We start from the raw sequence: 13,463 nt of genomic DNA on the forward strand, positions 1-13,463 counted from the left end.
ATTAACGCTGCCAGCGTCTGAGCAGGCGGCTTCGCATCCCGGTATCAAAGCGCCAGATATGATCGAAAATGCGCATGATGCCGGGTTTGCCATGGGCTGACATCGCAACCGCATGAAAACGGTGTTGATGCACCCGCTGTAACTCCCCAACTTTACTCACTACTTCATCAGGCAATCGCTGAGCGATAAAATCCGAAATCACGACCGCGTCAGCATCAAACCACTCCCGTCCCTGCATCCTTTCAATAATGGCGCGAAAACAGCTGGCAATATCCGTACCGCCGCGAAAACGCTGGCTTAAGAAACGGATCGCCTGCTCAATGCCCTGTGGACCAGACAGTTCGTAGCGCACAACTTCAGTCGAAAATAACATGATGTAGCAGCGACGGTTATCGGCAAGGGCCACGCGCATTAGCGCCAGACAAAAGGCTTTCGCGCACTGCTCATTAAATCCTCCCATTGAACCCGACGTATCCACGCAGACAATAAATGGTCCGCGAGGCTGCTCGTCAAAATCCTGATGCACGACCGGGCGCTCGGTGACTTTTTCACGCCAGGCTTCGCCATGCAGGCGGTATGTCAGCAGCTGTTTTTCCACTAGCCGCCGATAGAACTCATATTCCAGTTCGGTGATGCCAAGGGTCGCCAGCTCCGGAGGGAGTAAACGCAGAATATCGTCGCTTTGTTGGATGCCATCAACCTGCTCCGGGACGGTGGCGGGTTCGCGTACCAGCGTGCGAAAGGTTTCCATTGGCGCATCTTTCCGCGGAACCGATTTGGCTTCCCGGGAGCGTCCCAACTGTTCGGCTAAGCGTTGGAGTTCGGGCTGCTGCGTCAGGAAATCACCGTACTTCACGATCAACTGGTAATCGCCGCGCTTGATTTGACCTGCGCTCATGTCCCATAAACGGCCTGCGGCGGTGTCGTTTTCCGCCAGCACCGGATCCAGCTGTCCGCTCAGCGTCATACGTTCCTGAACTTCACTGAGCAACTGTTCGCGTTCTTCTTCCAGCAACTGGTGATTCAGCGTGGTGGTTTGAATCACCAGGCTTAAACGCCAGCGTTGTAAAAACAGCGTGTGCAGCGCGGGAGTGAATGTACTGTTGCCATCAACCAATTGTTGGGCTTGCCCGGCATAGGGGGAATGCAACCGGTGCAGTAGCGTTAATATTTGCGGTAACTGGACGATAAACTGCGGGGTGGAAAGGAGCTGACTTTGCTGGTAGCACATCACTTCTTCCGTCAGTTCCGGCGGTACGCGGGTATCTTTCAGACGGTTGCGTAATGCCTCGCGCCAGCGGGGAAGATCGTTGGCTATCGCCTTCTTTAGCCGGGGGAATTTTTCAAAAAAAACCGCCAGCTGTGGGGAGGCCAGCAGCGCGAGGATCATCTCTTCGATCATCCCCTCTTCGCTTACCGCCAGCATGATATTCAGCGTATCAAGCGTCAGCATTGCTGTGCCTGGCGGATCTGCTCGCCAACGTCTTGCAGGCTGGCTTCAATCCGGCCTAACCAGTCGCTATGGATAAACAGACATTTTTGTTGTTCGCTAAACCCGCGGTGCTGCTGGTGCCACTCGGTATCAAGTGCCTCAAGCTGCTCTTTTATCTCGCTGGGCATATTATCTTTCGATGAACCCGGAAGGGCCAGGCGGGAGCCTTGTAAGCTGACGTCGCGCACGACCAGGTGCTGGTCGCTGTCGACTTCCATATTCAGCGTCTGGGCAAAGCCTATGCCGTTTAGCTTGCCGCGGATCTCACTGCCTTTGGTCAGCCACTGCTCCAGCGCGCTACGCTCAAACGCAATATGGATAACGTCCATATCATGCAGTTTTAAAGGCTTTTGTAGCAGCAACGTCACTACCGCCGTATTAACGTCTGCAGGTAAATCATAATGTGGACGACGGCTGAACATCCCACCCTGGCGAATAACGGTAAAGGCGGTTTTATCGCTCTGTTGCTGCTGTAACTGGAGGCGGCGCTGCACAATCGCGCCGAGGCGCGTTAGCATTGATTGCTGCTGCCAGGCGTGTCCGGTCATCAATATTTCAATCTGCTGCTGCATCAGATTCAGGCTTTGTGCGTCGTACCACAGGCAATCTTTCAACAGGATAAGATCGATAGGCGCAACCGCATCGCGTCCGCTAAAGAAGGCGCTGGCCTGCAACAGGCGGATCGCTTTTTTCCAGCGACGGTCAGAGACGTAAGGAGCGTTCGGTAGTGCATCCAACTGCTGGCGCAGCGTATAGACCAACTCAAAGACGCGATCGGGAAGCGTGATGGTGCCGATATCTTTTTGCCACTGGTAATACTCTTCATCGGTCACCTGTAACGTTGCCGGAACAGGGTTGTCGCTTTCATCCTGCTGGCTTAACAACATGGAGCGGAAGTTGGCCTTGTCCTGCACTTTGTCCAGCCACAGGCGAATTAGCATACGGTCGTACAGTGCTTCCAGGCTGCTGTCTGCTTCAGGCAGTTCGTTGGAGGCCGCCACCAGCAGACGCATCGGGATTTTTTCCTCAAACGCGCCGTTGCGGAAGTGGCGTTCGTTAATGGCGGTCAGCAGGGTGTTGAGGATGGCCGGGCCCGCCTTCCAGATTTCATCCAGAAAAACGATTTCAGCTTCGGGAAGATAACCCGCCGTTAAGCGCTCATAGCGCCCTTCATCTTTCAGGGCCTGAATAGATAGCGGGCCGAAGACTTCTTCTGGCGTGGAGAAGCGCGTCATCAAATATTCGAAAGCGCGCGCATTTTTAAACGCAAACTTCAGCCGACGTGCAATTAAGCTTTTTGCGATCCCTGGCGGGCCGAGTAAGAACACACTCTCACCGCTAAGCGCCGCCAGCAGGCACAGACGAATGGCGTGGCTACGTTCATAGAGTCCCTTTTCCAGCGCATTGCTCAGACGGGAAATTCTTTCCGCTAATAAATGTGGGTGAGCCATAATGAAGTGGCGTCCTTTCGCCAAATGTACTGCGTAAACTGCGAGTATAGATGCTTCACACCAGTGCAGTAATAGACTGAAGGTGCGCTTATTTTTCTTTGAGCCAGATTAATCTGGTCTCATTTAGGGGTACGATTTTGCGATTAATCGTGCATACTGTGCGCCTTTTTGTGGGCCAAGGGACTACGCACACATTTCTTATATATACACCAAATCAATCAAGCTGCACGAAGACGGTAAATGAGTTATCTCCTGGGATGGGCGGAATAACGAGTGAAGCCAATGGAAGCGGCCTGAAGAATGACGTGTATAAACGAAAGACGAGTCTATGAGCACTGATAATAAGCAATCATTGTCTGCGATTACCCTTGCAGCTATTGGGGTTGTCTACGGTGATATTGGTACCAGCCCACTTTATACACTCCGTGAATGTTTGTCTGGGCAGTTCGGTTTTGGCGTTGAACGTGATGCCGTGTTTGGTTTTCTCTCGCTGATTTTCTGGCTGCTGATCTTTGTTGTCTCCATCAAGTACCTGACGTTTGTCATGCGTGCGGATAACGCCGGAGAAGGCGGGATCCTGACGCTAATGTCACTGGCCGGGCGTAATACGTCGGCGCGAACGACCTCAATGCTGGTCATTATGGGGTTGATAGGCGGCAGCTTCTTCTATGGTGAGGTGGTGATTACGCCGGCCATTTCGGTGATGTCGGCGATCGAAGGTCTGGAGATCGTGGCACCGCAACTGGATACCTGGATTGTTCCGCTCTCTATTATTGTCCTGACACTGCTGTTTATGATTCAAAAGCACGGTACTGGTACCGTGGGTAAGCTTTTTGCACCTATTATGCTGGTTTGGTTCCTGGTGCTGGCGGTGTTGGGAGTACGTAGTATTATTGCTAACCCGGAAGTGCTGCATGCGTTAAACCCAATGTGGGCGGTGCATTTCTTCCTCGAATATAAAACGCTGTCGTTTATTGCGCTGGGCGCGGTGGTGCTGTCGATCACCGGCGTTGAAGCGCTGTACGCGGATATGGGCCACTTTGGTAAGTTCCCCATTCGCCTGGCGTGGTTCTCTGTAGTGTTACCTTCGCTGGTGCTGAACTATTTTGGCCAGGGTGCATTGCTGTTAAAACATCCGGAAGCGATCAAAAACCCGTTCTTCCTGCTGGCACCGGACTGGGCGTTGATTCCCCTGCTGATCCTTGCCGCGCTGGCCACGGTTATTGCCTCGCAGGCGGTGATCTCTGGCGTATTCTCATTGACGCGGCAGGCGGTACGTCTGGGATATCTGTCGCCGATGCGTATCATCCATACTTCAGAGATGGAGTCAGGGCAAATCTATATTCCGTTCGTCAACTGGATGCTGTACATCGCCGTGGTGATTGTGATTGTCAGCTTTGAGCACTCCAGTAACCTGGCCGCCGCGTACGGTATTGCGGTGACGGGGACGATGGTGCTGACGTCTATTCTGTCGACAACCGTGGCGCGCAAAAACTGGCACTGGAATAAATACTTTGTGTTCCTGATTCTGGTGGCCTTCCTGTGCATTGATATTCCGCTGTTCTCCGCGAACCTTGATAAGCTGATTTCTGGTGGTTGGCTGCCGCTGACGCTGGGTCTGGTGATGTTCACCATCATGACCACCTGGAAAAGCGAGCGCTTCCGTCTGCTGCGTCGTATGCATGAACACGGTAATTCTCTGGAGGCGATGATTGCATCTCTGGAGAAATCGCCGCCGGTACGCGTGCCTGGCACAGCGGTGTATATGTCCCGTGCCATGAACGTCATCCCGTTTGCGCTTCTGCATAACCTCAAACATAACAAGGTGCTGCATGAACGCGTGATCCTGCTGACGCTGCGTACAGAAGATGCACCGTATGTTCATAATGTGCGTAGGGTGCAAATTGAGCAGCTGTCGCCGACCTTCTGGCGCGTGGTAGCCAGCTACGGCTGGCGCGAAACACCAAACGTAGAGGAAGTGTTCCATCGCTGCGGGCTGGAAGGCCTAAGCTGTCGGATGATGGAAACCTCGTTCTTCATGTCGCACGAGTCGCTGATTGTCGGCAAACGTCCGTGGTATTTACGCCTGCGCGGCAAATTGTATCTGCTGTTGCAGCGCAATGCGCTACGTGCACCGGACCAGTTTGAGATCCCACCTAACCGGGTGATTGAGCTCGGGACGCAGGTCGAGATTTAACGTTACCGACGCCCTCTTTCTTCATGAAAGGGGGCGTTTTGTTTTCCCCCTCACATTTTCCTTTCTTCTGATGATACGGCTTGCGAAACGTTTCGATGACGATCACATTTTCGTAACGTCATGGTGGTTTTATGTGCATTCTTCAGACTAAACTTATCACCAGCGAAACGTTTCGCTAGTGGGGAAAGAAAATGAAGAAAGGCACGGTACTCAACTCTGAAATTTCATCGGTGATCTCCCGTCTGGGGCATACCGATACGCTGGTGGTGTGTGATGCGGGTTTACCCATCCCAAATAGTACTACGCGTATCGATATGGCATTAACCCAGGGCGTACCTTCTTTTATGCAGGTACTGGATGTGGTCACGCGTGAAATGCAGGTCGAGTCGGCCATTCTCGCGACGGAAATCAAACAACATAATCCGCAACTCCACGAAACGTTGCTCAGCCACATTGAGCAACTGCAACAACACCAGGGAAATACCATAGAAATTCGTTACACCACGCATGAACAATTCAAAAAACAAACCGCAGGCAGTCAGGCGGTAATTCGCAGCGGAGAATGTTCTCCGTATGCGAATATCATTCTTTGTGCTGGCGTCACGTTCTGAGGCCATCATGAACGCACTACTGCAACTCAAAGGGATCGATAAAGCGTTCCCGGGCGTTAAAGCGCTATCCGGCGCCGCGTTGAATGTTTACTCCGGCCGCGTTATGGCGCTGGTGGGCGAAAACGGCGCGGGCAAATCCACCATGATGAAAGTCCTGACTGGTATCTACACTCGTGATGCCGGTTCGTTATTGTGGCTGGGGAAAGAAACCACCTTTAACGGTCCTAAATCCTCTCAGGAAGCAGGGATCGGCATCATTCACCAGGAACTGAACCTGATCCCGCAACTCACCATCGCCGAGAACATTTTCCTCGGCCGTGAGTTTGTGAATCGCTTTGGCAAAATCGACTGGAAGACGATGTATGCCGAAGCAGACCTGTTGCTGGCTAAACTTAATCTGCGTTTTAAAAGCGACAAGCTGGTCGGTGAGCTATCGATTGGCGATCAGCAGATGGTTGAAATCGCCAAAGTGCTGAGCTTTGAATCCCGGGTCATCATTATGGATGAACCGACGGATGCGTTGACGGATACCGAAACCGAATCCCTGTTCCGCGTGATCCGTGAACTGAAATCTCAGGGACGCGGCATTGTCTATATTTCTCACCGCATGAAAGAGATTTTCGAAATTTGTGATGATGTGACGGTGTTCCGCGATGGGCAGTTTATTGCCGAACGTGAAGTGGCCTCACTGACCGAAGATTCACTCATTGAAATGATGGTGGGACGTAAGCTGGAAGATCAGTACCCGCGGCTGGATAAAGCGCCTGGCGATGTGCGCCTGAAGGTCGATAACTTGTGCGGCCCTGGAGTGCATGATGTGTCATTCACGCTGCGTAAAGGTGAGATCCTTGGCGTGTCGGGTCTGATGGGTGCCGGACGTACTGAATTGATGAAAGTGTTATACGGCGCGCTGCCGCGCACCAGTGGTTACGTCACGCTTGACGGGCATGAAGTGGTTACGCGTTCTGAACAGGATGGGCTGGCCAACGGCATCGTCTATATTTCTGAAGACCGCAAACGCGACGGCTTAGTGCTGGGCATGTCGGTGAAAGAGAACATGTCGTTGACCGCACTGCGTTACTTCAGCCGTACGGGCGGCAGTCTGAAACACAAAGATGAGCAGCAGGCGGTGGGCGATTTTATCCGTCTGTTCAATGTGAAAACGCCCTCGATGGAACAGGCAATCGGCCTGCTCTCCGGTGGCAATCAGCAAAAAGTGGCGATTGCGCGTGGTTTGATGACCCGGCCCAAAGTGCTGATCCTCGATGAACCCACGCGCGGCGTGGACGTTGGGGCTAAAAAAGAGATTTACCAGCTAATCAACCAGTTTAAGGCTGATGGGCTGAGCATCATTCTGGTCTCTTCGGAGATGCCAGAAGTATTGGGCATGAGCGATCGCATTATCGTCATGCATGAAGGGCATCTCGGCGGTGAATTCACTCGCGAGCAGGCCACTCAGGAAGTATTAATGGCTGCCGCTGTGGGCAAGCTTAATCGCGTGAATCAGGAGTAAAAAAGATGACTACCCAGGCTGTTTCTGGTCGCCGTTATTTCACTAAAGCATGGCTTCTGGAGCAAAAGTCGCTCATCGCTCTGTTAGTGCTGATCGCGATTGTTTCCACCATGAGCCCCAACTTTTTTACCGTTAATAACCTGTTCAACATTCTCCAGCAAACGTCGGTTAACGCCATCATGGCAGTTGGTATGACGCTGGTTATTCTGACGTCGGGTATCGATCTGTCTGTGGGTTCGCTACTGGCGCTTACCGGTGCCGTTGCTGCTTCGATTGTGGGTCTTGAAGTCAACGCGTTGGTGGCCGTTGCCGCTGCGCTGGCGTTAGGTGCGGCGGTTGGTGCCGTGACTGGCGTTATTGTGGCAAAAGGCCGCGTGCAGGCGTTTATCGCCACGCTGGTGATGATGCTGCTGCTGCGCGGCGTCACCATGGTGTACACCAACGGCAGTCCGGTAAACACCGGCTTTACCGACAATGCCGATCTGTTTGGCTGGTTTGGTATTGGTCGTCCGTTAGGCGTCCCTACGCCAGTATGGATCATGGGGATTGTCTTCCTGGCCGCGTGGTACATGCTGCACCATACCCGTCTGGGTCGATATATTTATGCGCTGGGCGGTAACGAAGCGGCAACGCGTCTGTCCGGTATCAGCGTCAATAAGATCAAAATTATCGTTTATTCACTCTGTGGGCTGCTGGCTTCTCTGGCGGGCATCATCGAAGTGGCGCGTCTCTCCTCAGCGCAACCGACGGCGGGTACCGGCTATGAACTGGATGCTATCGCGGCGGTGGTATTAGGCGGCACCAGCCTGGCTGGCGGTAAAGGACGTATTGTTGGTACGCTGATCGGCGCACTGATTCTCGGTTTCCTCAATAATGGTTTGAATTTGTTAGGTGTTTCCTCCTATTACCAGATGATCGTTAAAGCAGTGGTCATTTTGCTGGCGGTACTGGTAGACAACAAAAAGCAGTAACAACGACTACAGGACATCTTAAATATGAACATGAAAAAACTGGCTACCCTGGTTTCTGCTGTTGCGCTGAGTGCCACCGTGAGCGCGAATGCGATGGCAAAAGATACCATTGCGCTGGTGGTCTCTACCCTTAACAACCCGTTCTTTGTCTCTCTGAAGGATGGGGCGCAAAAAGAAGCCGATAAGCTAGGTTATAACCTGGTGATTCTGGACTCGCAGAACAACCCGGCGAAAGAGTTGGCGAACGTTCAGGACTTAACCGTGCGTGGAACCAAAATTCTGCTGATTAACCCAACCGACTCCGATGCCGTGGGTAATGCCGTGAAGATGGCTAACCAGGCGAAAATTCCGGTGATCACCCTGGACCGTCAGGCAACCAAAGGGGATGTTGTCAGCCATATTGCGTCTGATAACGTGCTGGGCGGTAAAATTGCCGGTGACTACATCGCGAAGAAAGCAGGCGAAGGTGCGAAAGTTATCGAACTGCAGGGTATTGCCGGAACATCGGCGGCGCGTGAGCGTGGCGAAGGTTTCCAGCAGGCCGTTGCGGCACACAAATTTAACGTGCTGGCTAGCCAGCCGGCAGATTTCGACCGTACCAAAGGTCTGAACGTTATGCAGAACCTGCTGACCGCGCATCCTGATGTGCAGGCCGTATTTGCTCAGAACGATGAAATGGCACTGGGCGCGCTGCGTGCTCTGCAAACGGCGGGTAAATCTGATGTGATGGTGGTTGGATTTGACGGCACGCCTGATGGCGAAAAAGCGGTAAATGATGGCAAACTGGCTGCGACCATCGCTCAGTTACCGGATCAGATTGGCGCGAAAGGCGTTGATATTGCGGATAAGGTACTGAAGGGCGAGAAGGTTCAGGCTAAATATCCGGTTGACCTGAAGCTGGTCATCAAGCAGTAATAGCGATTCAGGCCGCTCGCGACCTGATGGCGACATAAATACGCCATCCTCAGAGCGTTGAAGATGAAAGCGTAAAAAGAAAAGCAGGGCACGCGCCACCCTAACCCGGTGGCGCACTTTGACTTGGAATTCCGAACATGAAAACCGCAGGCAACCTCGTTGTACTTGGCAGCATTAATGCCGATCACATCCTTAACCTTAACTCTTTTCCGACACCTGGCGAAACCGTAACCGGTAGCCACTATCAGGTCGCATTTGGCGGAAAAGGCGCGAACCAGGCGGTTGCTGCGGGTCGTAGTGGTGCGAATATCGCCTTCATTGCCTGTACAGGAGATGACGATATTGGTGAGCGTGTACGTAAACAATTAGCCAGCGATAACATCGATATTGCGCCTGTTAGCGTGATTTCTGGCGAAGCGACCGGCGTGGCGCTGATTTTTGTTAACGCAGAAGGCGAGAATGTTATCGCAATTCATGCCGGGGCGAATGCCGCACTTTCTCCTGCGTTAGTGGAAGCTCAACATGACCGTATTGCGCAGGCCTCGGCCTTACTGATGCAGTTAGAGTCGCCCATTGAAAGCGTACTGGCTGCGGCAAAAATTGCGCGTCGACATAATACGACGGTCGCGCTTAATCCGGCTCCGGCTCGTGAACTCCCTGACGAACTGCTGTCGCTGGTAGATATCATTACCCCGAATGAAACGGAAGCTGAAAAGCTGACCGGGATCCGGGTAGAAAACGATGAAGATGCCGCTAAAGCAGCGCTGGCGCTGCACGCAAAGGGAATTCACACCGTACTGATTACCTTAGGAAGTCGTGGTGTGTGGGCTAGCGTAAACGGTGAAGGTCATCGTGTTCCTGGTTTTAAAGTGGACGCCGTTGATACCATCGCTGCCGGTGATACCTTTAACGGTGCGTTAATTACCGCGTTACTGGAAGAGACACCGTTGCCTGAGGCGATTCGCTTTGCGCATGCGGCCGCGGCGATTGCGGTAACGCGTAAAGGTGCACAACCTTCCGTTCCGTGGCGCGAAGAAATTGAGGCGTTTTTAGGTCAGCAGAGGTAACGCTTGGCTACAATGAAGGACGTTGCCCGCCTGGCGGGTGTTTCCACGTCGACGGTTTCTCACGTCATTAATAAAGATCGCTTTGTCAGCGAGGCTATCACCGGCAAAGTTGACGCTGCGATTAAAGAGCTTAACTACGCGCCTTCCGCGCTGGCGCGTAGCCTCAAGTTGAATCAGACTCGCACCATTGGCATGTTAATCACAGCCAGTACCAACCCCTTCTATTCAGAACTGGTACGCGGCGTTGAGCGCAGCTGTTTTGAGCGCGGCTACAGTCTGGTGTTGTGCAACACCGAAGGCGATGAACAGCGCATGAATCGTAATCTGGAGACGCTGATGCAAAAGCGGGTGGACGGCTTACTGCTGCTCTGCACCGAAACCCATCAGCCTTCCATGGAGATCATGCAGCGCTACCCTTCTATTCCCACCGTGATGATGGACTGGTCACCCTTTGAAGGGGAAAGTGACCTGATTCAGGACAATTCCCTACTGGGTGGCGATCTGGCAACTCAGCATCTCATTGATAAGGGCTTTACGCGCATAGCTTGTATTACCGGTCCACTGGATAAAACGCCGGCACGTTTGCGGCTGGAGGGATACCGGGAAGCGATGAAGCGTGCAGGGCTGGATATTCCTCAGGGCTATGAGATCACCGGTGATTTTGAGTTCGGCGGTGGGTTTGAAGCCATGCAAACGCTGTTGTCACATAACCAGCGACCACAGGCCGTTTTTGCGGGCAATGATGCAATGGCTGTGGGGGCGTATCAGGCTCTGTATCAGTCAGGATTGCGCATTCCGCAGGATATGGCGGTCGTGGGCTATGATGATATCGAACTGGCGCGCTACATGACGCCACCGCTCACCACTATCCACCAACCGAAAGATGAACTGGGTGAGCTGGCCATCGACGTATTAATCCACCGCATGGCGCAGCCCGCTTTACAGCAACAGCGCCTGCAGCTTACTCCTGTTCTGATGGTGCGGGGGTCGGTTTAGACTTATGCCGATCATTGATCAGGTTGCGGCCATCTTTGGCTTTTAGCAGCATGAACATCAGCGCTGATATCACCGTAATCGCGCCCATCGTAATAAAGGTATAGTGGAACTGTTCTACCGTATTGGTTCCTTCCATGCCTTCATAGACACGCAGTACGGCGGCGCTAATCGCCACCCCTAAGCTGATCGACAGCTGCTGCGTGACGGCTAACACGCTGTTGCCACTACTGGCATTATCATCGGTTAGATCCGCAAGGGTAATGGTATTCATTGAAGTAAACTGGGTGGACATTCCCATACCTAAAATGAACAGCGGCAGGATCAGCATCCAGACTGGCATCGCGGGAGATTGCAAAGAGAACTGCGCAATCATCAGGCCGATAAATACCGTGACGCCGACCAGCGTGGTGCGGTAGCCAAGACGACGCAGAACCTGCGTCACCATCGATTTCGCCAGAATAGATCCCAGCGCCGTCGGCGCCATCATGCAACCGGCTATTAGCGCCGGGTAGCCAAAGCCTACCTGCAACATCAGCGGCATTAAGAAAGGGACACACCCCGTTCCCAGACGTGTGGCAAGGTTTCCCGCGATACCGACCGAGAAGGTGCGGGTCTTAAAGATTGGCAGAGAAATTAACGGTGTGGGATGGCGGCGCGCGTGGCGGATGTAAGCGAGCAGCAGCAAAATACTGCCAAGAATAATGCTGAGAGCGACCCAACTGGCGACAAGCTTTTCACCGAACAACTCTACTCCGCTAGAGAACAGTACCAGACTCAGACCAAAGAGAAAGAAGCCAGTCATATCAAAACGGCGGCGCGGCGTCGTGAAGTTAGGCATATATTTGCGGGCGTAGAAGATGCCGGCGATGCCAATCGGAATATTAATCAAGAAGATCCAATGCCAGCTGGCCCACGTGACCAGTACTCCGCCCAGGACCGGACCTAAAATGGGTCCCACCAGTCCCGGCATAGTCACGAAGTTAAGGACCGGGAGCAGCTCACTGCGCGGGTAGGCGCGTAATAGCGCCAGGCGGGCAACCGGCATCATCATTGCGCCACCAATGCCTTGTATCACGCGGAAAATAACCAGTTGGGTTAAAGAGCCGGAGAGTGCACAGGCAAGTGAACCCAGGGTAAACAGACTCACGGCAATCATAAAGATACGTCGGGTGCCGAAGCGGTCAGCCAGCCAGCCACTTACCGGGATCAACATCGCTACCGTCAGGGTGTAGCTGATAATGGCAGACTGCATGGCGAGTGGGGAGCGGTTGAGGCTGTGCGCGATGGCGGGTAACGCAGTATTAAGGATGGTGGCGTCTAATGCCTGCATAAAAAAGGCCATGGCTGCGATCCATGGCAGTCCGGCCATACTGCGCGATTTCTTTTCAGGCATGTTATTTATCCGGGAGATCGTTAGGAGCTATCAGCAATGCCTGGCAGGCGGTGAAGGCGCGATCGCCATCGCTCTCCTCTATGGCATCGACAATAGCCTGATGCAAATCCAGCTTTACCACGTCGTTATAGGTAATAGAGGTAAAATAGGTCTGGTAGACGGAATGGAATAACGAGGCAAAGGAGATCAGAAATGGATTCGCACTCATTTCATAGATGTGCTCATGCCAGGCGATATCAACCTCAATCCAGCGCTCGCGCTTAAAGTTCCTTTTCAGCTCGACCATCTCTTCCATTAACGTAGTCAGATGTGCTTTTTGTTCTGCTGTGCCGATAGTAGCCGCCAGTAAACAGGCTTGAGGCTCCAGGCTAATGCGCATCACCAGAAAATGTTTGATGACCTGAGGGAAATTATCTTCCGTCATCCACCAGGTGAGCAGTTCCTGATCGAGAAAGTTCCAGTTTGCTTGTGGCATAACGCGAGTACCAATACGCGGGCGCGGTAATACCATACCTTTTGCCGTTAATGTCTTTACCGCTTCCCTTACCGCTGTACGGCTCACACCGAACTGGCTGCCCAGTTCTATTTCACCTGGTAGGATGGCGCCTGGCGCGTACTCACCTTTTAATATTCGCTGAGCCAGCTTTTCGGCCAGAACATAGGAAAGGTTTTTCTGTGCGGCTAGCTGTTGGGCATTTAAAGGCATGAATGTTCTTCCTTACTCTTTCTCTTATTCATTAGTATGCCATCAGGAAGTGTGATTGCGGTTGCAAAAACGGCAGATTGCTTATTTTATGGCATGTTAAAGACAGTTTTGGTGAAATAACGCGCACTCAGAAAGTTATTTTAAATTTCCT

Annotated in this window: 11 protein-coding genes; 7 read left to right on the forward strand and 4 right to left on the reverse strand. The window is 52.7% G+C overall.

Annotation, left to right across the window (positions count from 1 at the left end; translation table 11 throughout):
• Window position 1: 1 nt before the first annotated feature.
• Window positions 2-1,453, reverse strand: coding sequence for an ATPase RavA stimulator ViaA (viaA, locus tag FCH32_RS18725; RefSeq protein WP_117342610.1), 1,452 nt, complete (start codon window positions 1,451-1,453; stop codon window positions 2-4).
• Window positions 1,447-2,943, reverse strand: a complete 1,497-nt coding sequence (ravA, locus tag FCH32_RS18730; RefSeq protein ID WP_174361328.1) for an ATPase RavA — start codon at window positions 2,941-2,943, stop codon at window positions 1,447-1,449. Before ravA ends, viaA begins: the two co-directional genes overlap by 7 nt.
• A gap of 328 nt (window positions 2,944-3,271) precedes the next feature.
• On the opposite strand from ravA, the gene kup reads away from it, so the two are divergent.
• From kup to rbsR, 7 genes are all read left to right on the forward strand, one after another.
• Window positions 3,272-5,140: a low affinity potassium transporter Kup gene (gene kup, locus FCH32_RS18735; protein WP_174361329.1), complete on the forward strand. Its 1,869-nt coding sequence runs from the start codon at window positions 3,272-3,274 to the stop codon at window positions 5,138-5,140.
• Between the two features lie 191 nt (window positions 5,141-5,331).
• Window positions 5,332-5,751: a D-ribose pyranase gene (rbsD, locus tag FCH32_RS18740; RefSeq protein ID WP_115259868.1), complete on the forward strand. Its 420-nt coding sequence runs from the start codon at window positions 5,332-5,334 to the stop codon at window positions 5,749-5,751.
• A gap of 7 nt (window positions 5,752-5,758) precedes the next feature.
• Window positions 5,759-7,264: a ribose ABC transporter ATP-binding protein RbsA gene (rbsA, locus tag FCH32_RS18745; protein WP_174361333.1), complete on the forward strand. Its 1,506-nt coding sequence runs from the start codon at window positions 5,759-5,761 to the stop codon at window positions 7,262-7,264.
• A gap of 5 nt (window positions 7,265-7,269) precedes the next feature.
• Entirely contained in the window at window positions 7,270-8,235 is a 966-nt protein-coding gene (gene rbsC, locus FCH32_RS18750; RefSeq protein ID WP_096758968.1) for a ribose ABC transporter permease, read from the forward strand.
• 24 nt (window positions 8,236-8,259) lie between these two features.
• A complete protein-coding gene (gene rbsB / locus FCH32_RS18755; protein ID WP_096758967.1) occupies window positions 8,260-9,150 on the forward strand; it encodes a ribose ABC transporter substrate-binding protein RbsB in 891 nt (296 codons plus the stop codon).
• Between the two features lie 137 nt (window positions 9,151-9,287).
• Window positions 9,288-10,217 (forward strand): ribokinase, encoded by a 930-nt coding sequence (gene rbsK, locus FCH32_RS18760; RefSeq protein ID WP_115259866.1) that lies wholly within the window; start codon window positions 9,288-9,290, stop codon window positions 10,215-10,217.
• A 3-nt stretch (window positions 10,218-10,220) separates the two neighbouring features.
• On the forward strand, window positions 10,221-11,213 hold the full coding sequence (gene rbsR, locus FCH32_RS18765) for a ribose operon transcriptional repressor RbsR (RefSeq protein WP_096758965.1): 993 nt from the start codon (window positions 10,221-10,223) through the stop codon (window positions 11,211-11,213).
• Here rbsR and mdtD read toward each other — a convergent pair.
• Window positions 11,179-12,606: a multidrug transporter subunit MdtD gene (mdtD, locus tag FCH32_RS18770; RefSeq protein WP_096758964.1), complete on the reverse strand. Its 1,428-nt coding sequence runs from the start codon at window positions 12,604-12,606 to the stop codon at window positions 11,179-11,181. The genes rbsR and mdtD overlap by 35 nt on opposite strands.
• Window position 12,607: 1 nt before the next feature.
• Complete coding sequence (locus FCH32_RS18775) at window positions 12,608-13,312, reverse strand: FadR/GntR family transcriptional regulator (RefSeq protein ID WP_096758963.1); 705 nt, start codon at window positions 13,310-13,312, stop codon at window positions 12,608-12,610.
• Window positions 13,313-13,463: the final 151 nt, after the last annotated feature.

Origin of the sequence: Citrobacter gillenii (assembly GCF_013337685.1) — a bacterium.
GTDB lineage: Bacteria > Pseudomonadota > Gammaproteobacteria > Enterobacterales > Enterobacteriaceae > Citrobacter > Citrobacter gillenii.

What these genes read in the sequence shown, in the direction of transcription:
- mdtD (WP_096758964.1), bottom strand. Translation starts at nt 12,606, where the DNA reads ATGCCTGAAAAGAAATCGCGCAGTATGGCCGGACTGCCATGGATCGCA.
- FCH32_RS18775 (WP_096758963.1), bottom strand. Translation starts at nt 13,312, where the DNA reads ATGCCTTTAAATGCCCAACAGCTAGCCGCACAGAAAAACCTTTCCTAT.
- rbsC (WP_096758968.1), top strand. Translation starts at nt 7,270, where the DNA reads ATGACTACCCAGGCTGTTTCTGGTCGCCGTTATTTCACTAAAGCATGG.
- rbsB (WP_096758967.1), top strand. Translation starts at nt 8,260, where the DNA reads ATGAACATGAAAAAACTGGCTACCCTGGTTTCTGCTGTTGCGCTGAGT.
- viaA (WP_117342610.1), bottom strand. Translation starts at nt 1,453, where the DNA reads ATGCTGACGCTTGATACGCTGAATATCATGCTGGCGGTAAGCGAAGAG.
- rbsD (WP_115259868.1), top strand. Translation starts at nt 5,332, where the DNA reads ATGAAGAAAGGCACGGTACTCAACTCTGAAATTTCATCGGTGATCTCC.
- rbsA (WP_174361333.1), top strand. Translation starts at nt 5,759, where the DNA reads ATGAACGCACTACTGCAACTCAAAGGGATCGATAAAGCGTTCCCGGGC.
- rbsK (WP_115259866.1), top strand. Translation starts at nt 9,288, where the DNA reads ATGAAAACCGCAGGCAACCTCGTTGTACTTGGCAGCATTAATGCCGAT.
- kup (WP_174361329.1), top strand. Translation starts at nt 3,272, where the DNA reads ATGAGCACTGATAATAAGCAATCATTGTCTGCGATTACCCTTGCAGCT.
- ravA (WP_174361328.1), bottom strand. Translation starts at nt 2,943, where the DNA reads ATGGCTCACCCACATTTATTAGCGGAAAGAATTTCCCGTCTGAGCAAT.